Genomic DNA, 19,530 nt, shown 5'->3' on the forward strand with positions numbered 1-19,530 from the left:
GCGCCCAGCCCTGCGCAAAGCCCGCAGCGCAGCTGCTCTTTCCGCGCTGGTTGCCGCCAGCCTGCTGGCAGGCTGTTCGACCATCCGCGACACCATGGAAGGCGAACGCATCGATTACAAGACCAGTGGTACCAAAGGCCCTTCGCTCGACATACCGCCCGACCTGACGCAACTCAGCCGTGACACCCGCTATGTGGTGCCGGGCACGGCCGTCAGCGCCAGCAGCTACCAGATCGCCCAGCCGACGCAGAGCGTCACCACGGCGGCCGCCGCAGTGGGCGATGTGCGTATTGAGCGAGCCGGCAATCAGCGCTGGCTGGTGGTCAACCGCTCGGCAGACAAGCTCTGGACGCCGGTGCGCGATTTCTGGCTTGAAAACGGATTCCTGCTGGCACAAGACCAGGAAAACCTCGGCATCATGGAAACCGACTATGCGGAAAACCGTGCCAAGCTTCCGCAGGACTTCATCCGCAATGCCTTGGGAAAAGTTTTTGACAGTCTGTACTCGACCGGCGAGCGCGACAAATTTCGCACCCGCCTGGAGCGCCGCCCCGACGGCGGAACCGAAATCTATGTCAGCCACCGCGGCATGGAAGAAATTGTCACGGGCGCCAAGGCCGGCGGCAATTCGGCTGGCGGCGACGGAACAATCTGGCAGCCGCGCGAGAGCGATCCTGAACTCGAAGCAGAGTTCTTGCGCCGCCTGATGGTCAAGCTGGGCGTGACGCAGGAGCAGTCCAAGGCACTGGTTGCCGCCGGTGCCACCAGACAGACCTCGCGTATTGCCATGGTCAACAACCTGCCCGTGGTGCAGATCGATGAAGGCTTTGAGCGCGCCTGGCGCCGGGTCGGTCTGGCGCTGGACCGCACCGGCTTTACCGTCGAAGACCGTGACCGCAGCCAGGGCACCTACTTCGTGCGTTATGTCGAGCCGACCGCCAACAAGAGCGAACCTGGCTTTTTCAGCAAGCTCTTCAGCGGCTCGCCTGCAGCCGTCATGCCCTTGAAATACCGTATTTCGGTCAAGGGCGAAGGTGAAAAGTCCACGGTTTCTGTGCTCAATGAACAGGGAACACCCGACTCATCCGCCAATGCCCAGCGCATCGTCCGCGTGATTGCCGACGACCTGAAGTAAGAACGGTCAAAACGGCGAACCCGCAGGCAGCTGACCGGCAGTGTTGCGATTCAAGAGTCTGGGCAGCGGCAGCGGCGGCAACGCCACGGTGGTGGAGTCTGGCGGATTGCTGCCCTTTCGCCTGCTGGTGGACTGCGGCCTGGGGATCCGGCAACTCACCTTTCGCCTGGCCCAGTCCGGATTGCAGCCCGAAGACATCAATGCGGTGTTCATCACCCATGAGCATGGTGATCACATTGGCTGCGCACACGCACTTGCGCTGCGCTACAGGATACCGGTATGGATGAGTCAGGGCACGTATTCGGCCATCGGTTCCCCTGACTTTGACGGCTTGCTGCATATTGCGCGGGATGCCAGGGCGATTGACATGGGCGGCCTGCAAGTCATGCCGTTCACTGTTCCGCATGACGCCCGCGAGCCGCTGCAGCTCAGCTGTAACGATGGCTCGTCAAAGCTGGGCATCCTGACCGACTTGGGCCATGCAACGCCGCATGTGATCGCGCACCTGCAAACCTGCCATGCTTTGCTGCTGGAATCAAACCACGATACCGAACTGCTGGACCAGTCGGCGTATCCCCATTTTTTGAAGCGGCGCGTGAGCGGCGACTATGGTCATTTGTCGAATACAGCCGCAGCCGCCATTGCCAGTGCCGTGACCCATGGCGGTTTAAAGCATTTGGTAGCGGCGCATCTGAGTGCCAAAAACAACCATCCTTGCCTGGTCCAAGACGTGCTTTCAAGCGCTTTGGGCTGCCTGCCGGGCGACATTCTGGTGGCCGATCCGGCCAGTGGCACACCTTGGCTGCAGTTTTGATGCGCCATGAAAAAAGCCGCCCGGAGGCGGCTTTTTAGAAATCAGGAAGTCTTACTTTGCAGCGGATGCAGCAGTATCGGCAGACATAGCAGCGCTGCCTGCAGCAGAAGCAGCGTCGGTAGCAGCGCTCACAGCTGCATTGGCAGAGTCAGCAGCGGCGGAAGCGGCGCCGGTGGCGGCTGCAGCGGCGGCGGCAGCAGAAGGAGCCTCTGCAGGAACCACAACGACGGAAGGAGCAGGTGCAGGAGCAACGACTTCTTCTTTTTTACCGCAGGCGGCCAGTGCGACAGCTGCAACGATGGCGGCCAGTACGAGGGACTTGTTCATTTTTACGATCCTTGATGATATTTAAGAAAACAATTTCCGGAAATTGTCAAAACTCAGGCTCAAACAAAAAATTCAAGCAATGTCCTGACCTGTGAGGAAAGGACTCGAGCTCTTTCTACCCAGCCTCAAATTATATGCTGCAGAGCACAAGCATGAAAACCCTTAATCGCTCAAAATAAGCGGACAGATGTCGGCCTGCAACTGGAAAACCACACTCACAAACCCAGACAAGTTGCGGGAAATCCCGCTGAACTGGCCAAAAGGTGTTCGTTGATGCGCTCTTTCAAAGTGCTGCGACGGGTTAGGTCCACCCCGGCAACGCCTGTGCAGTGCGGGCTGTCCAGCCGTTCAAACACCCATACCGGACTCCACAACACGCTGGGCAGGTGGCCTGCCGAAGCCGCACCACTCTTGCGGCACTCGACCACATGCGCCCAGGTCCGCCGCCAAGTGACGAAGCGCGCATGCTTGCGCACAATGGCATCGTAATGATCAGCCAGCAAGGTGAGCTTGCGGCCGCTTCCTGCCCAGTCATTCAGCGCCTGCGCCACCACCCGCTCGCCCAGTGGCCAGTCGGCAAAGTCCGGATCACACCAGATCATTTCACGCCAGCCATGCGCCGCCGCCGCCGCCAGGGCCTGGCGAACCAGTTCTGCGAATTCGCTGCGGCCACTGAAGCGGCCTTCGTGCAGCAGTAAAGGTGCTGCGCCTGCTTGTGCAGATGTCATGCTGACTGGCTCCTTGTGTTCAGCAGAAATTCAAGTCTTCAACCCTTGCCTGAAACCGATTGTTATTTCTGCTCAAGCCAGCCTGCGTCATGCCAGTCGCCCAGCAAGGCAATGGCGCTTCGACTTGCCTTGCGCAAATCGGTTGCCGCCAGTTGGCGCTGGTTCGCCAAGCGCTGCATCAAGGCAGCATCGGCGCCTTTGGCCCGGTAGCTTTCGCCATTGATGAAGATGTGATCAATGTCGTACATCATGCGGGTACGCGCATCCAGCGCAATGCCAGTCTGGCCGGCCTTGGCGGCTTCACCATCCCAGGCCTGTTCGGGCTCGTCAAACCAGATGCCCGGTTTCGGCTCGGACATGGATTCGCCCAGCGCGCACGCCAGCGCTATCGGGTCCTTCAAAGCTTCAAGCACCGCCTGGCGGGCAAAATCCGCCAAGCCGACGGGCATGGCAGCTGGCGTTTCGGTGGCAGGCTGCGCGGGGTCGCGGTACATGCGCGGGGGTACAGCGCGCGCGCTCTGGTTTTCTTCGTCAACCGATTGGGCGGCGTCTTCTCGCATTTCAGCCAGCCGGTGCAGCAGGTCAGAGGTCAGCTCGCCCTGCACCGGACAGCGAAAACCGATTGAATAGGTCATGCACTCATCGGGTTTTCCGTCCAGCCCGATACTGGCCTCGGCAATGCCGTCATGGGCATAACGCGGCGGCAGGTAGAGCATGTCGCCGGCTTCCAGCACGAATTCCTCGTCCGCTTCAAAGTTTTGCAGGACTTTGAGCGGCATGCCCGGCTGCAGTGAAAAGTCTTTCTGCTTGCCGATTTTCCAGCGCCGGCGGCCGCTGGCCTGAAATAAAAATACGTCGTAACTGTCGAAATGCGGCCCCACACCGCCGCCCGGGGTGGCAAACGAGACCATCAGGTCATCCATGCGCGCATCGGGAACGAAACGAAACTGCTGCAATAACGCATGTCCGGCAGGCTCATGCAAATCCACCCCCTGAACCAGCAAAGTCCAGCCTGGCTGGCCAAGCGGAGGCAGACTCCGGGTGGCAAACGGTCCTTTTTTCAATGTCCAGCCCTGATCCTTCTGGACGATCAGGCGCGACTCGACCTCTTCCCGGGCAGCGAGTTTGGCCAGCGCCGCGCGGCTGAGAAAAGGCTGATAGCCGGCAATGGCCTGACGCACCAGCAGGGGCTTTTTCTGCCAGTGGCGGCGCATGAACTGGGCCGGCGTAAGGCCGGCGAGAAGGGAGAGGGGCTGATTGACATCCATGGGACAATTGTCGGATGAAAATCACCCCGCAATGCGTCGTTGCCCTGACCTGGACGCTGAAAGATACTTTGGGCGATGTGCTGGACGAACTCGATGAGCCGGTCGAGTTCCTGCTCGGCGGCAATGACCTGCTGGCCAGCATCGAGGAAGCCCTGCTTGGCCATGTGACCGGCGACACTCTGGAGCTGCACCTGGAGCCAGAAAACGCCTTTGGCGACTACGACGAAAACCGGGTGTTTCTTGAGCCGCGCAGCATTTTTCCGGTCGAACTCGAAGAAGGCATGACGTTTGACGGCGCGGCCATGCCGTCAGGCGCCACCGCGCAGATTCCAGCCGAACACATTTATACCGTGACCGACATCTACCCCGAGCATGTGGTGCTGGACGGCAACCACCCACTGGGCGGCATTGCCATCCGGCTGGCGCTGAAGGTCGAATCGGTGCGCGAAGCCACTGCGTCAGAAATCGGCCAGGGTTCGCTGGGCACCGGTTTCTTCAAGCTGGAGCCCACGGCATCCGGCAATGACACGCTGCATTGAAAAGCACCGCAGCGCTCTACTCGCCTAAAAAAAAGCGGCGCTGCAGATCAGACTGCAGCGCCGCTTTTGCGTCAGGACGCCTGCGGATCAGTAACGGAACAGCTGGTTGTTCTGGATCCTGACACGGTCGCCAATGCGCAACTCGCCGGTGGCTGGCACGTCATAGGCGCGCGCGCCGCCGTTGTCCAGCTGGACAGTGACTCGGTAGGTCTGGCTGACGTTGGGGCTTCGGTTGTTGTTCTGGATGGCATTGCCGGCCACCGCACCGCCGACAGCGCCAGCGATCGCGGCAAAGTCGCGGCCGCTGCCGCCGCCGAACCGGCTGCCAACTACCGCGCCGGCCACACCACCCAGAACTGCGCCGAGGCCGGGAGTTTGCGCTTGCGCTTGTCCCTGGAACACCTCGATGTTGTTGACACGGCCATATTCCGAGTAATTGCCTTGCTGGTTTTGAGCTGGGTACTGGGTTTGCCCCGGATACTGGGTTTGCGCGGGGTACTGGCTCTGTCCGGGGTACTGGGTTTGTCCGGGGTATGTTGGTGCCGGATACGACGACACCTGGCCCTGATTGTCCATGGGTACGGTGCCGCAGGCGGCCAGACCGGCGAGAACAAGCACTGAAGCGGTTATTGAAACAAAGCGGGATGTACGTTGCATAAAATTCTCCTGGAAAGTGTCATTGATTTTTCTTCCTGACTAGGCTTTTGTTTTTGAATTCAGCCAAGCGTAAAGGAATCTGCAGTATTGATTTGAAATGAAAGTGCTTGTGTTTCAGGTCAGGTCCAAACCTTAACCTGCGTCGGGCAAGACAATCAACTTGAATAGGACAGACCCGCATGCGCTGGATTAGTTGCAGCGCCTGATCAAGCTTTACCTGTTGAGCCATAACCGCCCTCACCCCGCTCGGTGGCGACGAATTCGCTCACCACCCTGAATTGCGCCTGCACCACCGGAACGATCACCAGTTGGGCGATGCGCTCCATGGGCTCGATGGTGAAGGGCACGTCGCTGCGGTTCCAGGCACTGACCATGAGCTGGCCCTGGTAGTCGCTGTCGATCAACCCGACCAGGTTGCCCAGCACGATGCCGTGCTTGTGGCCCAGCCCGGAACGCGGCAGGATCATTGCGGCATAGCCGGAGTTGTGCAGGTAAATCGCCATTCCGGCTGGAATCAGCTGCCATTGGTTGGCGCCCAAAGTCAGGGGCGCGTCCAGGCAGGCACGCAGGTCCAGGCCGGCGCTGCCGGGGGTGGCGTAGGCGGGCAAATTGCCTTGCAGGCGCGGGTCGAGGATCTTGATGTCGATGTTCATGGCTTGTTTTTGGGAAAGGTTGAGGGTGCTTTTCGGGCGTCTTCGGCAGCGCGCCTGGCCAGCGCAGCCATTTTGTTGACGAAAGTGCCCGGCGGCTGTGATCGCAAGCGATAGATAAGCCAGGCGGCATACGCCGCCAGCATCGGAATGAACAAAAAGCCGGCACCGGGAACGAAACGGCCCAGGATTTGTGTGGCAACCCACAGGACGAAGGCCCATCTGACATGCCGCATAAAAGGAATACGCGTACCGGATTTCAGCCCCTGCACCACTGGCGGCAAACCCGGAACCGCTACAGGCGCGCCAGCCACTGGCCTACTCCTGGCCACCGCCTGGGCGGCCGTCAGGCGGTCGATGTAGCGAACAAAGTCTCCGTCAGGCGGAGTATTCGAGGGCTGCATCACGGGGCCGTGATGTGCTGCCCGGCGGACACATGGGTTTGCATCCGTCGGGCTATTTCGATGATCAGCTGCCGCGCCAGCGAGCGCTTGGACGCCCGTGGCAATTCAATGCTGCCCTGCGCGTCGACCAGCAGGAGGGCATTGTCGTCCTGTCCAAAAGTGTCGGGGCCGATGTTGCCTACCAGCAGCGGCACCTGCTTGCGCAAGCGCTTGGCCTGCGCGTTTTCCAGCAGGTCATGGCTTTCGGCCGCAAAGCCGACGCAAAACAGCTGGCCCGCTTGCGCTGCTGGCGAGCAGGCCACGCTGGCCAGGATGTCGGTGTTTTCGATGAAAACCAGCTGCGGCGTCTGGCCGGAGCCGTCCTTCTTGATTTTCTGCAACGAAGGGTCGGTCGGCCGCCAGTCAGCCACCGCCGCCGTTGCTATGAAAATACTAGCTGACTGCAAATGCCCAGTAACCGCAGAGTGCATATTTGATGCAGATTTCACATCGATTCGCGTGACACCGCGCGGCGTGGCCAGGCTGACCGGCCCGGCCACAAGCGTGACCTCGGCGCCGGCTTCGCGCGCTGCGCGGGCGATGGCAAAACCCATCTTGCCGCTCGACAGGTTGGTGATGCCGCGCACCGGGTCAATCGCTTCGTAGGTCGGTCCGGCCGTGACCAGCACGCGCTGTCCCCACAAGACCTTGGGTGTGAAAAAGGCAATCAGGTCTTCAAGCAGTTCGCCCGGCTCCAGCATTCGGCCGTCGCCGGTTTCGCCACAAGCCTGAAAACCCGTGCCGACGCCCAGCACCGTGGCGCCGTCCTGCACCAGTTGCGCCAGGTTGCGCTGTGTGGCCGGATGCGCGTACATCTCGCGGTTCATGGCCGGTGCGACCAGCAATGGCACGGTGCCGATAGGCCGTGCCAGGCACATCAGGCTCAGCAGTTCGTCGGCCCGGCCCTGGACCAGCCGGGCGATAAAGTCGGCGCTGCACGGCGCAATCAGGACCGCATCGGCTTCGCGCGACAGGTTGATGTGCGCCATGCTGTTCGGCTCGCGACCGTCCCACTGGTTCATATAGACCGGCCGGCCGCTGAGGGCCTGCATCGTGACCGGCGTGATGAACTGGGCAGCCGCCTCGGTCATCACCACCTGGACCGTGGCACCCGCCTTGACCAGCAGCCGGCACAATTCGGCCGATTTGTAGCAGGCAATGCCGCCCGACAGCCCGAGCACGATATGTTTGCCGACCAGCTCAGTGGATTCGTGGCTGCCCGGCGTATTGGCTTGATATGTCATGGCAGGCAATGTAGCAGTTCCCGCAGAGCGCCAAAGCGCCCTGTCCCATGCGGCCTTGTCTGACATCCGGGCGGTATCACAGCTTTCAATCGGGCCGATGGCAGCGCTCTAGCATTCATTTTCATGATCTTCATTGCGGTTAAAACCCCACCACAAGGAGCCTGCCATGGCTGACAACCCCCCTTCGGCCGCGCTGGCCGGACCTTCCCAGCACACCGTCGGGTTGCGCATCAATGGGCAGGATCACCAGCTGGAAGTGCAGGCCTGGGTGTCATTGCTGGACCTGTTGCGCGACAAGCTGCAGCTCACCGGCACCAAGAAAGGCTGCGACCACGGCCAGTGCGGCGCCTGCACGGTGCTGGTCGATGGCCGGCGCATCAATGCCTGCCTGACACTGGCGGTGATGCAAAACGGCCGCGAGGTCACCACCGTCGAAGGCCTGGCCAGCTTGGTGGCCGGTCCGGAGTTGCATCCGCTGCAGCAGGCTTTCATTGACCATGATGCCTTTCAGTGCGGCTATTGCACGCCGGGCCAGCTGTGCTCGGCTGTGGGTCTTGTCAACGAAGGTCACGCCAAGACGCCGGACCAGGTTCGCGAATTGATGAGCGGAAACATTTGCCGATGCGGCGCGTATCCGCAAATCGTACAGGCTGTGAGCGTCGTCGCGCTGGGCGCTCGGCCGGCCAGTGCACCCGCCACGGCGAAGACACCTATCGTGGTCGGGGCGGTGCCAGCATGAACAACTTTTCTTTTTCTTCCGCCAATGCCGTCGATGCTGCACTGGAACAGATTGGCTCTGGCCCCGGTTCCACCACGGCGGCAGGCTTTGCCAAATTTATTGCCGGCGGCACCAATCTGCTCGACCTGATGAAGGAAAACGTGATGCGTCCGGCGCGGCTGGTGGACATCAATCCGCTGTCGCTAAGCGGCATCGACGCCCTGCCAGACGGCGGCCTGCGCCTGGGTGCACTGGCACGAAATGCCGACACCGCCTACCACCCGCTGGTCGCCAGTCGCTACCCGCTTCTCAGCGCAGCCATTCTGGCCGGTGCTTCGGCGCAGATCCGCAACATGGCCAGCAACGGCGGCAACCTGCTGCAGCGCACGCGTTGCTATTATTTTTATGACACCGGCGTACCGTGCAACAAGCGCGAGCCCGGCAGCGGTTGCCCGGCCATCAGCGGGCTGGCGCGCCTGCATGCAATTTTGGGAGCCAGCGATCAGTGCATTGCCACGCACCCGTCGGACATGTGCGTGGCGCTGCGCGCGCTGGATGCCGTGGTGCAGGTGCAGTCGCCGCGCGGCGGCCGCGCTATTCCCATGGCCGAATTTCACCGCCTGCCGGGCGAGCAGCCCGACAGGGATACCACGCTGGCGCACGACGAGCTGATCACCTCGATAGACCTGCCCGCGCCTTCACCGGGCTTTGTGGCGCATTCAGCCTACCTCAAGCTGCGCGACCGGGCCTCCTATGCGTTTGCGCTGGTGTCAGTGGCTGCGGCGCTGGACATTGATGCTGACGGTTTGGTAAAAGAGGCACGCATTGCCTTGGGCGGCGTGGCGCACAAACCCTGGAGAGACCCGCAAGCCGAGGCGCTGCTGGTGGGCCAGCCCGCCAGTCCGGCTGCATTTGCACAGGCTGCTGACCATCTGCTGCGCGGCGCCAAGGCGCAGGGTGTCGGGCCGGGCAGCAATGCCTTCAAGATTCCGATGGCACAGCGTGCCGTGGTGCGGGCGCTGGAAACGGCGCTTGCGGGCACCGTGACAAATACAGGCCATAACGACAACCCGAAGGATGTGCCATGAACGCAGTGCTACAGGAAGACGTACAGCCGGTGGCCGAACCCGGCACAGGTCTGGTGGCCAAGGGCGATTCGATTTCGCGCATCGATGGCCCGGCCAAGGTGACGGGCCAGGCGCGTTATGCCGCCGAACACAGCGCTCCCGACATGGCGTATGGCGTGGTGGTGAACAGCACCATTGCCAAGGGGCGCATCACCGCCCTGCACCTGGACGAAGCGCGCGCCGTACCCGGCGTGCTCGACATCCTGTCGCACCAGCACCGGCCCAAGACGCGCAAGCTGGACCTGTTCTACAAAGACATGACCGCGCCGGCTGGCTCGCCCTTCAAGCCGTTTTACAGCGATGGCGTGCTTTACAGCGGGCAACCGGTGGCGCTGGTGCTGGCCGAAACCTTCGAGGCGGCGCGCTATGCCGCTGCTCTGGTGAAAGTGACCTACGACGAAGAGCCGCACGATACAAATTTGCTGGCCAACCTCTACCGCAGCCACAAGCCGAGCCGGCTGAAGGCGGGCTTTTCGCCGCCGCCCAAGCCCACGGGCGATGCCGATGCGGCCTATGAAGCCGCGCCGGTGCGCATCCACACTGACTTCTACAGTGGCGTAGAGCACCACAACCCGATGGAAATGCACGCCAGCACCGTGATTCGTTCGGACGATGGCCACCTGACCATCTACGACAAGACGCAAGGCGCGCAAAACAGCCGCTGGATGGTGTCGCAGGTGTTTGGCCTGTCCAAGGACAAGGTGACAGTGAAAAACCCGTTTGTCGGCGGCGCTTTCGGCTCGGGCCTGCGGCCGCAGTATCAGCTGATTCTGGCGGTGATGGGCGCATTGCAACTCAAGCGTTCGGTGCGCGTGGTGCTCACGCGCCAGCAGATGTTCACCTTTGGCCACCGGCCCGAAACCTGGCAGCGGGTAAAACTTGCCGCCGAACGCGACGGCACGCTCAAGGCCGTGGTGCATGAAGCGGTAGCCGAAACGTCACGGCTTGAAGACTACGTGGAAGTGGTCGTCAACTGGTCAGGCCAGCTCTACCAGTGCGACAACGTGCGGCTGGACTACAAGCTGGTCGCGCTTGACCAGTACAGCCCAATTGACATGCGGGCGCCCGGCGCAGCGCACGGTGTGCATGCCCTGGAGGTGGCGATGGACGAGTTGTCGTATGCCCTGGGCATGGACCCGCTGGCGCTGCGGCTTAAAAACTACGCCGAGCGCGACGCGGCAAGGAACCTGCCCCACTCCAGCAAGGAACTGCGCGCCTGCTACGCCCAGGGCGCTGAGCGCTTTGGCTGGGCCAGCCGTCCGGCTGCACCGCGCTCAATGAAAGCGGGCAATGAACTGATCGGCTGGGGCATGGCCACCGGCACCTGGGATGCGCTGCAGATGCTGGCGCGCGCGGGCGCCGTGCTGCACGCGGACGGCCGGCTCGTGGTCAGCAGCGCGGCCAGCGACATTGGCACGGGAACCTACACCGTGATGAGCCAGATCGCTGCCGCCGCCATGGGTCTGCCGCTGGAGCAGGTAACGTTTCGTCTTGGCGACTCAACGCTGCCGTTCGCGCCGGTCGAAGGCGGCTCTTCGCATGTCGCCACTGTTGGCTCTGCGGTCGAGGGCGTGTGCGAGAAACTGCAGAAAAAGCTCTGGAAACTGGCCCGGGCCATGCCTGATTCCCCGTTTGAAGTGACAGCCTCGCATGAAGTCGAATGTGTCAACGGGTGCCTGCAACTGATCAAGATGCCAGGCTCGGCCGTGCCATTCGCCGCCATCCTGGCGCACGCCGGGCTCAGTCACATCGATGAAAAATACCTGATGCTGCCCAATGCCCTGAAACAAAGAAACTATGTGCGCGCCACGCATTCAGCGGTATTTTGCGAGGTGCGGGTGGACGAGGCCTTTGGCACCGTGCGCGTGACGCGGGTGGTCAGCGCGATCGCGGCGGGCCGGATCATCAGCGCCAAGACGGCGCGAAGCCAGATCGTGGGCGGCGTGGTCTGGGGCATCAGCCAGGCGCTGCATGAGGAAACCCACAGCGATCACGCGCTGGGCCGCTTCATGAACCACAACCTGGCCGAATACCATGTGCCGGTGAACGCCGACATCCATGACATTGATGTGATCTTTGTCGACGAAGACGACCGCATCGTCAGCCGCCTGGGCGCCAAGGGTGTGGGCGAAATCGGCCTGGTTGGCGTGTCGGCGGCAGTTTGCAATGCGATTTATCACGCCACCGGCCGGCGTGTTCGCAGCACCCCAATGACGCCCGACAAGGTCATGACCCCAGACTAAATGCTTCTTTTTTAATAGCTGCTTGCATATATGCAGCTTGCGCTAAAGGCATATTTAGTCAAAAAAATAAATACCGCATTACATTCAGACGGCCAACGGACCCTTTCTCAAACCCAGCAACTGCTCGGCACGACGCAAGTCTTCCAGCGTGTCGATGTCCAGAATGCAACCCGTGTCCTGTACCGGCCAAAGCGTTTCGCCCCAGGCGCGCACCAGGGCAGCAGCGCCCTGCGGGCCGGCAAGCTGCATTAATTCAGGCCCGCAGCGCGCCGAGAACCGCACCGGGTGGCCGCGCTGCAGGCCATTGACCGAACCATTTCCATGGGTCGTCCTCACCAGTGGCACCACCACGTCCAGCGACTGCGGGGCCTGCGCGATCTGGCGCAGCGTTTGCGGCTGCACCAGTGGCAGGTCACCCGGCAAGATAAGCCAGGCCGGGCTGCCTGCCGTGGCGCGAACACCGGCGGCAATCGAGTCGCCCATGCCGGGGTGGCTGGCCGCTTCAAGATGCCAAGGCAGCCCCGAGGCCTGCACTGCCCTCAGCGTGTGATCCAGCACGGTGCAGTCGCCGAGCCGGGCCTGCAGCTTTGAGCCATTCCCGCCGCTGGTCACGAAACGTTTGCCGCGCCCGGAGGCCAGCACGACCACCATGGGTTGCCCGGTCATGGCTTCAGCCCTGCACCGCTGCCGCGCTGACGGGACGGGCCACCAATGGCTGCGCGTTCTTGACCTCGATGATCTGCGCCATGACCGACACGGCAATTTCCGCAGGCGTGCGGGCGCCGATGCGCAATCCCACCGGCCCATGCAAGCGGTCCAGTTCCAGCGCACTGAGTTCGAAATGCTCGGCCAGGCGCTGCTTGCGCGTGGCCTGGTTGCGCGCCGAACCGAGTGCGCCCACATAAAACGCGTCAGAGGTCAGCGCCTCCAGCAGTGCCATGTCGTCCAGCTTGGGGTCGTGCGTCAGCGCGACGATGGCGGTGTGTGCGTCGGGCAGAAGTTCGCGCACCACGTCATCGGGCATGCCGGGCAGGCGCGTCACGCCCGGCAGGTCTTGCGTGACCAGATAAGCATCGCGTGGATCGCACACCAGCACCTCGAAGTCGAGCATCAGCGCGATGCTGGCCACCGCCTGGCTCAGCTGGCCGGCGCCAATCAAGAGCAAGCGCCATCGCGGGCCAAACACCGTGGTCAAGGTGAGGCCGTCAAACTGCAAACCTGCGCCGCGTGCGGCATCGCTGAGCGTGACCTCGCCAGTGGCCAGCGTCAGGGTGCGCGCCACCAGTTGATGCCGGGCCGTGCGCTGCAGCACGTCTTCGACCCAGGCGGTCACTTCAAGCGACTCCTGCACCAGCCGCAGCGTGCCGCCGCAAGGCAGGCCAAAGCGCGCCGCTTCCTCGCGGCTGACGCCATACGCCATCATGGACGGCTTGCGGTTGAAGTCACTGTGGGCGCCCTCGCCTGAGCGGATGCGTGCAATCAGGTCGTCCTCGACGCAGCCGCCCGAAACCGAACCGCTCACCGCGCCGTCACCGCGTACGGCCAGCAGCGCACCGGGCGGACGGGGCGCGCTGCCCCAGGTTTGCACCACCGTGACCAGCGTGACCGGCCAGCCGGCGCGGTGCCAGTCCAGAGCCTCGGCCAGCACGCGCAAATCCAGACTTTCCATTTGATGCTCCAAAGTTCGGCAAATACAAGCGCTCCAGTGTGTCCAAAGCGGGATGTTTTTGTGTGAAGGACGCGGCCGACTCCGCCGGACAGCCAACCCCTATAATCTCCGTTTACCACCTTAGCGAACTTGCAGGTTCGTACATGGCATGACCAAATTTGTCTTCGTTACCGGCGGTGTAGTGTCTTCCCTGGGCAAGGGAATCGCCTCAGCCTCACTGGCTGCCATCCTTGAATCGCGCGGCCTCAAGGTCACCCTCATCAAGCTCGACCCCTACATCAATGTGGACCCGGGAACCATGTCGCCTTTCCAGCACGGCGAGGTGTTCGTGACCGAAGACGGCGCTGAAACCGACCTGGACCTGGGCCATTACGAGCGTTTTGTCGAAACGCGGATGCGCAAGGCCAACAACTTCACCACCGGCCAGATTTACCAGAGCGTGCTGGAAAAGGAACGCCGCGGCGACTACCTCGGCAAGACGGTCCAGGTGATCCCGCACATCACCAATGAAATCCAGGACTTCATCAAGCGCGGCGCGCGTTATGACAAGCCAGACGCTGTGGATGTGGCGATTGTCGAGATCGGCGGAACGGTGGGCGACATCGAGTCCCTGCCCTTCCTCGAGGCGGTTCGCCAGATGAGCCTGCGCATGGGCCCGAACAACACTGCCTTTGTGCACCTCAGCTACGTGCCGTGGATTGCCGCTGCCGGCGAACTCAAGACCAAGCCGACGCAGCACACCGCCAAGCAGCTGCGCGAGATCGGTATCCAAGCCGATGTGCTGCTGTGCCGCGCCGACCGCCGCATTCCCAATGAGGAGCGCGAGAAAATCTCGCTGTTCTCCAATGTGCCCGAGTGGGGCGTGATCTCGATGTGGGACGTGGACACCATCTACAAGGTGCCGCGCATGCTGCACGAGCAGGGCCTGGACGGTCTGATCTGCGACAAGCTGCGGCTGAACACGCCACCGGCCAACCTCAAGCGCTGGGACGACCTGGTGTATGAAACCGAGCACCCGCAGTCCGAGGTCAGCATTGCCATGGTCGGCAAGTACGTCGAACTGAGCGACAGCTACAAGTCGCTGAACGAAGCCCTGCGCCACGCCGGCATGAAAAACCATGCCAAGGTGCGCATCACCTACCTCGATTCTGAAACCCTGAACCCCGACACCGTGTCGTGCCTCGCCGCGTTCGACGGCATCCTGGTGCCCGGCGGCTTTGGCATCCGCGGCGTCGAAGGCAAGATCTGCGCGGCGCGCTTTGCCCGCGAAAACAAGATTCCCTATCTCGGCATCTGCCTGGGCATGCAGGTGGCGACCATCGAGTTTGCACGCCATGTCGCCGGACTGAAGGACGCCAACAGCACCGAGTTTGACCCGGCCACCAAGCATCCGGTGATTGCCCTGATCACCGAATGGAAGGACGCCGATGGCACCATCAAGACGCGCCATGCCAAGTCCGACCTGGGCGGCACGATGCGCCTGGGCGCGCAAAGCTCCGACGTGGCGCCGAACACCCTGGCGCACCAGATCTACGGCAACGTGGTGACCGAGCGGCATCGCCACCGCTATGAAGCCAACGTCAACTACCTGGAGGCGCTGCGCAAATCCGGCCTGGTGATTTCAGCGCTGACGCAGCGCGAGAACCTGACCGAAATCGTCGAGTTGCCGCAGGCGGTACACCCTTGGTTCATCGGCGTGCAGTTCCATCCCGAATTCAATTCGACACCATGGAACGGCCATCCGCTGTTCAATGCCTATATTGCTGCCACCCTGGCACACCGCGATGCGGCCAGCCTGGCGCAAACGGCAAACGCGGCCACACCCCTCAAAGTGGTGGCATCGGCATGAACCCCTGCGGACGCGGGACCGCGCGGGCGCAATCGCCAGCACCGGTCGCTGCCCCGAATGCCGTTTGGTTCAGGTAGGCCAAAACCTGTCTGAAAAAACTTCTTCTTTTTACTTCCCAAGGAAAAAAATGAGCGCAATTGTTGATATCGTCGGCCGCGAGATTCTCGACAGCCGTGGCAACCCCACCGTCGAATGCGACGTGCTGCTGGAGTCCGGCGTGATGGGCCGGGCAGCCGTGCCGTCAGGCGCCTCCACCGGCTCGCGTGAAGCCATCGAGTTGCGCGACGGCGACAAGTCGCGCTACCTTGGCAAGGGCGTGCTCAAGGCCGTGGGCCATATCAACAATGAAATCTCTGAGGCCGTGCTCGGCCTGGATGCCAGCGAGCAGGCTTTCCTGGACCACACGCTGATCGAACTCGACGGCACCGACAACAAGTCGCGCCTGGGCGCCAACGCCATGCTGGCCGTTTCCATGGCCGTGGCCCGTGCCGCCGCCGAGGAAGCCGGCCTGCCGCTCTACCGCTACTTTGGCGGCATGGCGGCGGTGCAAATGCCTGTGCCCATGATGAACGTCATCAACGGCGGCGAGCATGCCAACAACAACCTGGACATCCAGGAATTCATGATTATTCCGCTGGGCGCGCCAAGCTTTCGCGAAGCCCTGCGCTACGGCGCCGAGGTGTTCCACGCGCTGAAGAAAATCCTGCACGACAAGGGCATCAGCACCGCCGTCGGGGACGAAGGCGGATTTGCGCCCAACGTGACCAACCATGAAGCCGCAATCCAGATGATCCTGGAGGCCATCGACAAGGCCGGTTTTGTCGCTGGCGAACAAATCGCGTTGGGTCTGGACTGCGCTGCTTCCGAGTTCTACAAGGACGGAAAGTACGAACTGAGCGGCGAAGGCCTGAGCCTCACCGCACAGGAATGGACCGACATGCTGGCCACCTGGGTTGACAAGTACCCGATCATCAGCATCGAGGACGGCATGGCCGAAGGCGACTGGGACGGCTGGAAAATCCTGACCGACCGCCTCGGCAAGAATGTGCAGATTGTCGGCGACGACCTGTTCGTCACCAACACCAAGATCTTGAAGGAAGGCATTGACAAGGGCATTGGCAATTCGATCCTGATCAAGATCAACCAGATCGGCACGCTGACCGAGACCTTCGCCGCCATCGAAATGGCCAAGCGCGCTGGTTACACCGCCGTGATCTCGCACCGTTCTGGCGAAACCGAAGACTCGACGATTGCCGACATCGCAGTCGGCACCAATGCCGGCCAGATCAAGACCGGTTCGCTGTCGCGCTCGGACCGCATGGCCAAGTACAACCAATTGCTGCGCATCGAGGAAGACCTGGGCGAAGTCGCTGTGTACCCCGGCCGCGCCGCTTTCTACAACCTGCGCTAAGGCATTTGTCAGCCCATGGGCAAGCGCTTATTGGTTCCTGCCGTACTGGTCCTGCTGCTCGGGCTGTTCCAGGCCCAGCTGTGGATGGGCCGCGGCAGCATTCCCAGCGTGCGCGAGATGCAGCAGCGCCTGGAAGATCAGTTGGAGAACAACAAGCTGCGCCAGGCGGCCAACGAGCAGCTGGGTACCGAGATCAAGGATCTGCAGGAAGGCTTGGGGATGGTCGAGGAAAAAGCCCGCAGCGAACTCGGCATGGTCAAGCCCAATGAAATGTTTGTCCAGCTCACCGAGTAAGCCGCCCGGCCAACGCCTGTTGGGCGGTGTCTGCGTTCATCGGCGGCGCCGTCCACATTCCTCGCCATGCTGAAAATTGCGCTGTTGGGCGCCTGCCCGGCTCAGCTGTCCGAACTCGCCGCCGCCATGAACCCGGCGGGAAAAGCCCTGGACGGTCAAATCACGCTGGTGACAGCTGGCACCGCCGATGCCCTGCCCACAGGTTTGTCCGGCTTCGACCTGGTGTTGCTGTCAGGGCTTGAAGCACGCTTTTTGGCGAATTGCACGACAGGGCCGTGCCCTGTAGCCAACCATGAAACAGTCGATCGTTCGATTCGCAACGCGCTGGCACAGGCTGCCATTTCTTACCGTGTGCTGTATGGCACCGCTGACGAGCGGCATGCCCATGCACAGCAGGCAGTGGAAAGCCTGCTGCCGGCAGCCAGTCGATCCAGGCAAGCCACACGCCCGGTCGGCTTGAAAAACCAGCCCTGGGTCTGGATGTGCGACAAGTGCAGTGACCCGCAGTGCGAACACCGGCTGCTGACGGCCTTGCTCGCCAGCCGCGATACGTCTGGCGAGCAGGCGCTTCCTTATTGAACTGTTGACGTCGGCGGCGGTTGCTGGAGCGGGTTGGTGAAAAGCTGCGCGGCATCGACCGGATCGAATTCGTATTGCGCGCCGCAGAACTCGCAGGCCACATCGACCTGGCCACGCTCGGCGATGATGCTTTCAATTTCCCCGGTTCCCAGCCCGCGCAGCATGTTGCCGACGCGTTCACGCGAGCAACTGCAGGCAAAGCTCGGCCTGAGCGGTTCAAATCGCGTAACGGGTTCTTCCCAGAACAACCGGCGCAGGATCGTGTCGACATCCAGAGTCAACAACTCTTCGCGCTTGAGCGTTCCTGCCAGCAGCGCGATGCGTTGGTAGTCTTCGTTCACGCCAATCTGGTCTTCATTGGCCTGGCGGTCCCTCTGGCCTTCGAGGTTGCCCTCGCCCTGTACCGGGAGGCGCTGAATCAGCAAGCCAGCGGCCACATTGCCATCGGCAGCCAGAATCAAACGCGTGTCAAGCTGCTCGCTTTGCAGCATGTAGTGCTCCAGCACCTCGCTGAGTTTTTCGATTTTTTCATGCTGGTCGCCAAACAGCGGCACCACACCCTGGTAAGGCTGCTGACCCGGAAACTTGGTCGTCGGATCGAGCGTGATGGCGCAACGCCCTTCGTTCTTCACGTTGACCAGCTGGCTCAGTGAACTGCCCTCGGGCACGTCGCCGGTCACGGTGGCGGTGGCGCGCAGGCTCAGGTCGGGCTGCACTTCGGCCACGGCCAGCTTAACCGGGCCGTCACCAAAAATCTGCAGGATCAGCGCGCCGTTGAAGCTGATGCTGCTTTGCATCAGGGCACCGGCCGCCGTCATTTCGCCCAGCAGCTGCATGACTTCGGCCGGGTAGCCACCCGCTGCCTCGCGGCGCTTGAGGATTTCCTGCCATGAGTCGGTCAGGCGCACGATCATGCCGCGAACTGGCAGGCCGTCGAAAATAAATTTATGCAGTTCAGACATGGAGCCCCCACGCTTGTCGCTTCGCGTACTGCGCGGCCCCCCGAGGGGGCCGCTGCGCCTGCGGCCCGGCAAAGCCGGTTCCGCGGCCCCTGCTGATGAGGATGCCGCGCTCTTGATTGCCACTGCATATGCTGTAGCTGCTCGCAACCCCTGCTGATCTGCAAGGGCTCGGAAATAGCCTTGTTTTCAATTGATTCATGTTCTGGATGTCGCTCTCGATGTCATTCTGGAGGCCGTTCAGGCCAGTTTCTTGAGTCCGGCTTTGTAGCGCCGGGCATTGTCCATATAGTGCTGGGCGCTCATTTTTAAACCCTCGATCTGTTCGGGCGAGAGTTGCCTGACCGCCTTGGCCGGGCTGCCCAGGATCATGCAGCCATCGGGAAACTCCTTGCCCTCGGTGACCAGCGAGCCGGCGCCGACCAAACAGTTCTTGCCGATTTTCGCGCCATTGAGCACCACCGCCTGGATGCCGATGAGCGAGCCGTCGCCAATCGTGCAGCCGTGCAGCATGACCTGGTGGCCGACGGTGACGTTCTCGCCGATCACCAGCGGCAGGCCTTCGTCGGCATGCAGCACACTGTTGTCCTGAATATTGGAGCCTTTGCCCACAGTGATGGTGGCGGTGTCGCCCCGGGCCACCACGCCAAACCAGACGCTGCTGCCCTCGGCCAGCGTCACATGGCCCATGACCTGCGCGCTGTCGGCCACCCAGGCCGATGCGTGGATGGAAGGTTGCAGATCGTCCAGCTGGTAAATGGCCATGGGGTTCCTTGTCAATAGCGGTTTGGCGGGGTTGAAAACGGCTTTTGATTGTAGGCAAGCGCCAAGCGGCGTGTTCAGGCCGGGGTTCTGGCCTTCTGCCCGTATCAACGA

At 62.0% G+C, this 19,530-nt stretch carries 21 protein-coding genes; 10 read left to right on the top strand and 11 right to left on the bottom strand.

Annotated elements, in window-relative coordinates:
• Positions 1 to 94 precede the first annotated feature (94 nt).
• Complete coding sequence (gene bamC / locus H4V98_RS15520) at positions 95 to 1,135, top strand: outer membrane protein assembly factor BamC (RefSeq protein ID WP_196862459.1); 1,041 nt, start codon at positions 95 to 97, stop codon at positions 1,133 to 1,135.
• A gap of 40 nt (positions 1,136 to 1,175) precedes the next feature.
• Entirely contained in the window at positions 1,176 to 1,949 is a 774-nt protein-coding gene (locus H4V98_RS15525; protein WP_196862362.1) for an MBL fold metallo-hydrolase, read from the top strand.
• Positions 1,950 to 2,000: 51 nt separating this feature from the next.
• Here H4V98_RS15525 and H4V98_RS15530 read toward each other — a convergent pair whose 3' ends face one another.
• The 3 genes from H4V98_RS15530 to H4V98_RS15540 form a co-directional block, all read right to left on the bottom strand.
• Positions 2,001 to 2,276: a hypothetical protein gene (locus H4V98_RS15530; protein WP_196862363.1), complete on the bottom strand. Its 276-nt coding sequence runs from the start codon at positions 2,274 to 2,276 to the stop codon at positions 2,001 to 2,003.
• Positions 2,277 to 2,491: 215 nt separating this feature from the next.
• Positions 2,492 to 3,004 carry a hypothetical protein gene (locus H4V98_RS15535; protein WP_196862364.1) on the bottom strand — a complete coding sequence of 171 codons (513 nt, stop codon included), beginning with the start codon at positions 3,002 to 3,004 and terminating at the stop codon, positions 2,492 to 2,494.
• Positions 3,005 to 3,066: 62 nt separating this feature from the next.
• On the bottom strand, positions 3,067 to 4,272 hold the full coding sequence (locus tag H4V98_RS15540) for a cupin domain-containing protein (protein ID WP_196862365.1): 1,206 nt from the start codon (positions 4,270 to 4,272) through the stop codon (positions 3,067 to 3,069).
• 14 nt (positions 4,273 to 4,286) lie between these two features.
• Between H4V98_RS15540 and H4V98_RS15545 the strand changes: the two genes are divergently transcribed.
• Positions 4,287 to 4,811, top strand: coding sequence for an FKBP-type peptidyl-prolyl cis-trans isomerase (locus H4V98_RS15545; RefSeq protein WP_196862366.1), 525 nt, complete (start codon positions 4,287 to 4,289; stop codon positions 4,809 to 4,811).
• 87 nt (positions 4,812 to 4,898) lie between these two features.
• Here H4V98_RS15545 and H4V98_RS15550 read toward each other — a convergent pair whose 3' ends face one another.
• From H4V98_RS15550 to coaBC, 4 genes are all read right to left on the bottom strand, one after another.
• Positions 4,899 to 5,468, bottom strand: coding sequence for a glycine zipper 2TM domain-containing protein (locus tag H4V98_RS15550; protein WP_196862367.1), 570 nt, complete (start codon positions 5,466 to 5,468; stop codon positions 4,899 to 4,901).
• 206 nt (positions 5,469 to 5,674) lie between these two features.
• Positions 5,675 to 6,121 carry a dUTP diphosphatase gene (gene dut / locus H4V98_RS15555; protein WP_196862368.1) on the bottom strand — a complete coding sequence of 149 codons (447 nt, stop codon included), beginning with the start codon at positions 6,119 to 6,121 and terminating at the stop codon, positions 5,675 to 5,677.
• Positions 6,118 to 6,522: a hypothetical protein gene (locus tag H4V98_RS15560; RefSeq protein WP_196862369.1), complete on the bottom strand. Its 405-nt coding sequence runs from the start codon at positions 6,520 to 6,522 to the stop codon at positions 6,118 to 6,120. Before H4V98_RS15560 ends, dut begins: the two co-directional genes overlap by 4 nt.
• Entirely contained in the window at positions 6,522 to 7,805 is a 1,284-nt protein-coding gene (coaBC, locus tag H4V98_RS15565; protein ID WP_196862370.1) for a bifunctional phosphopantothenoylcysteine decarboxylase/phosphopantothenate--cysteine ligase CoaBC, read from the bottom strand. The genes H4V98_RS15560 and coaBC overlap by 1 nt, the downstream gene beginning before the upstream one ends.
• Before the next feature lie 166 nt (positions 7,806 to 7,971).
• Here coaBC and H4V98_RS15570 point away from each other — a divergent pair, with 166 nt between their 5' ends.
• Genes H4V98_RS15570 through H4V98_RS15580 form a run of 3 tightly spaced genes read left to right on the top strand, consistent with a single transcriptional unit; the run spans position 7,972 to position 11,893 of the window.
• On the top strand, positions 7,972 to 8,544 hold the full coding sequence (locus H4V98_RS15570) for a (2Fe-2S)-binding protein (protein ID WP_196862371.1): 573 nt from the start codon (positions 7,972 to 7,974) through the stop codon (positions 8,542 to 8,544).
• Positions 8,541 to 9,611, top strand: coding sequence for a xanthine dehydrogenase family protein subunit M (locus tag H4V98_RS15575; protein WP_196862372.1), 1,071 nt, complete (start codon positions 8,541 to 8,543; stop codon positions 9,609 to 9,611). The genes H4V98_RS15570 and H4V98_RS15575 overlap by 4 nt, the downstream gene beginning before the upstream one ends.
• Positions 9,608 to 11,893 carry a xanthine dehydrogenase family protein molybdopterin-binding subunit gene (locus tag H4V98_RS15580; protein WP_280757679.1) on the top strand — a complete coding sequence of 762 codons (2,286 nt, stop codon included), beginning with the start codon at positions 9,608 to 9,610 and terminating at the stop codon, positions 11,891 to 11,893. The genes H4V98_RS15575 and H4V98_RS15580 overlap by 4 nt, the downstream gene beginning before the upstream one ends.
• Positions 11,894 to 11,977: 84 nt before the next feature.
• On the opposite strand, the gene H4V98_RS15585 is transcribed toward H4V98_RS15580, so the two are convergent.
• Both H4V98_RS15585 and H4V98_RS15590 read right to left on the bottom strand, forming a co-directional pair.
• Complete coding sequence (locus H4V98_RS15585; protein WP_196862374.1) at positions 11,978 to 12,559, bottom strand: NTP transferase domain-containing protein; 582 nt, start codon at positions 12,557 to 12,559, stop codon at positions 11,978 to 11,980.
• 4 nt (positions 12,560 to 12,563) lie between these two features.
• Positions 12,564 to 13,562 carry an XdhC family protein gene (locus H4V98_RS15590; RefSeq protein ID WP_196862375.1) on the bottom strand — a complete coding sequence of 333 codons (999 nt, stop codon included), beginning with the start codon at positions 13,560 to 13,562 and terminating at the stop codon, positions 12,564 to 12,566.
• 148 nt (positions 13,563 to 13,710) lie between these two features.
• Between H4V98_RS15590 and H4V98_RS15595 the strand changes: the two genes are divergently transcribed.
• The 4 genes from H4V98_RS15595 to H4V98_RS15610 all read left to right on the top strand — a co-directional run bounded on the left by H4V98_RS15595 (position 13,711) and on the right by H4V98_RS15610 (position 17,695).
• Positions 13,711 to 15,411, top strand: coding sequence for a CTP synthase (locus H4V98_RS15595; protein WP_196862376.1), 1,701 nt, complete (start codon positions 13,711 to 13,713; stop codon positions 15,409 to 15,411).
• Between the two features lie 127 nt (positions 15,412 to 15,538).
• Positions 15,539 to 16,822 carry a phosphopyruvate hydratase gene (gene eno / locus H4V98_RS15600; protein WP_196862377.1) on the top strand — a complete coding sequence of 428 codons (1,284 nt, stop codon included), beginning with the start codon at positions 15,539 to 15,541 and terminating at the stop codon, positions 16,820 to 16,822.
• 15 nt (positions 16,823 to 16,837) lie between these two features.
• The gene (locus tag H4V98_RS15605; protein ID WP_196862378.1) at positions 16,838 to 17,116 is read left to right on the top strand and encodes a septum formation initiator family protein; all 279 of its coding nucleotides are present in this window, start codon (positions 16,838 to 16,840) and stop codon (positions 17,114 to 17,116) included.
• Between the two features lie 66 nt (positions 17,117 to 17,182).
• A complete protein-coding gene (locus H4V98_RS15610; RefSeq protein WP_196862379.1) occupies positions 17,183 to 17,695 on the top strand; it encodes a hypothetical protein in 513 nt (170 codons plus the stop codon).
• Here H4V98_RS15610 and H4V98_RS15615 read toward each other — a convergent pair.
• Together H4V98_RS15615 and H4V98_RS15620 are read right to left on the bottom strand one after the other, a co-directional pair.
• Positions 17,689 to 18,657, bottom strand: a complete 969-nt coding sequence (locus H4V98_RS15615) for an Hsp33 family molecular chaperone HslO (RefSeq protein WP_196862380.1) — start codon at positions 18,655 to 18,657, stop codon at positions 17,689 to 17,691. The two genes, H4V98_RS15610 and H4V98_RS15615, sit on opposite strands and share 7 nt — an antisense overlap.
• A 237-nt stretch (positions 18,658 to 18,894) precedes the next feature.
• Positions 18,895 to 19,419 (bottom strand): gamma carbonic anhydrase family protein, encoded by a 525-nt coding sequence (locus tag H4V98_RS15620; RefSeq protein WP_196862381.1) that lies wholly within the window; start codon positions 19,417 to 19,419, stop codon positions 18,895 to 18,897.
• Between the last annotated feature and the right edge of the window lie 111 nt (positions 19,420 to 19,530).

Source organism: Polaromonas sp. CG_23.6 (assembly GCF_029892315.1).
Taxonomy (GTDB): Bacteria; Pseudomonadota; Gammaproteobacteria; order Burkholderiales; family Burkholderiaceae_C; genus Polaromonas.

Excerpts from the sequence above, each read along its gene's own strand:
- H4V98_RS15540 (WP_196862365.1), bottom strand. The coding sequence starts at position 4,272 with ATGGATGTCAATCAGCCCCTCTCCCTTCTCGCCGGCCTTACGCCGGCC.
- H4V98_RS15605 (WP_196862378.1), top strand. The coding sequence starts at position 16,838 with ATGGGCAAGCGCTTATTGGTTCCTGCCGTACTGGTCCTGCTGCTCGGG.
- H4V98_RS15530 (WP_196862363.1), bottom strand. The coding sequence starts at position 2,276 with ATGAACAAGTCCCTCGTACTGGCCGCCATCGTTGCAGCTGTCGCACTG.
- H4V98_RS15615 (WP_196862380.1), bottom strand. The coding sequence starts at position 18,657 with ATGTCTGAACTGCATAAATTTATTTTCGACGGCCTGCCAGTTCGCGGC.
- H4V98_RS15535 (WP_196862364.1), bottom strand. The coding sequence starts at position 3,004 with ATGACATCTGCACAAGCAGGCGCAGCACCTTTACTGCTGCACGAAGGC.
- H4V98_RS15595 (WP_196862376.1), top strand. The coding sequence starts at position 13,711 with ATGACCAAATTTGTCTTCGTTACCGGCGGTGTAGTGTCTTCCCTGGGC.
- H4V98_RS15620 (WP_196862381.1), bottom strand. The coding sequence starts at position 19,419 with ATGGCCATTTACCAGCTGGACGATCTGCAACCTTCCATCCACGCATCG.
- eno (WP_196862377.1), top strand. The coding sequence starts at position 15,539 with ATGAGCGCAATTGTTGATATCGTCGGCCGCGAGATTCTCGACAGCCGT.
- H4V98_RS15570 (WP_196862371.1), top strand. The coding sequence starts at position 7,972 with ATGGCTGACAACCCCCCTTCGGCCGCGCTGGCCGGACCTTCCCAGCAC.
- bamC (WP_196862459.1), top strand. The coding sequence starts at position 95 with ATGGAAGGCGAACGCATCGATTACAAGACCAGTGGTACCAAAGGCCCT.
- H4V98_RS15610 (WP_196862379.1), top strand. The coding sequence starts at position 17,183 with ATGCTGAAAATTGCGCTGTTGGGCGCCTGCCCGGCTCAGCTGTCCGAA.
- H4V98_RS15585 (WP_196862374.1), bottom strand. The coding sequence starts at position 12,559 with ATGACCGGGCAACCCATGGTGGTCGTGCTGGCCTCCGGGCGCGGCAAA.
- H4V98_RS15550 (WP_196862367.1), bottom strand. The coding sequence starts at position 5,468 with ATGCAACGTACATCCCGCTTTGTTTCAATAACCGCTTCAGTGCTTGTT.
- dut (WP_196862368.1), bottom strand. The coding sequence starts at position 6,121 with ATGAACATCGACATCAAGATCCTCGACCCGCGCCTGCAAGGCAATTTG.
- coaBC (WP_196862370.1), bottom strand. The coding sequence starts at position 7,805 with ATGACATATCAAGCCAATACGCCGGGCAGCCACGAATCCACTGAGCTG.
- H4V98_RS15560 (WP_196862369.1), bottom strand. The coding sequence starts at position 6,522 with ATGCAGCCCTCGAATACTCCGCCTGACGGAGACTTTGTTCGCTACATC.
- H4V98_RS15580 (WP_280757679.1), top strand. The coding sequence starts at position 9,608 with ATGAACGCAGTGCTACAGGAAGACGTACAGCCGGTGGCCGAACCCGGC.
- H4V98_RS15575 (WP_196862372.1), top strand. The coding sequence starts at position 8,541 with ATGAACAACTTTTCTTTTTCTTCCGCCAATGCCGTCGATGCTGCACTG.
- H4V98_RS15590 (WP_196862375.1), bottom strand. The coding sequence starts at position 13,562 with ATGGAAAGTCTGGATTTGCGCGTGCTGGCCGAGGCTCTGGACTGGCAC.
- H4V98_RS15545 (WP_196862366.1), top strand. The coding sequence starts at position 4,287 with ATGAAAATCACCCCGCAATGCGTCGTTGCCCTGACCTGGACGCTGAAA.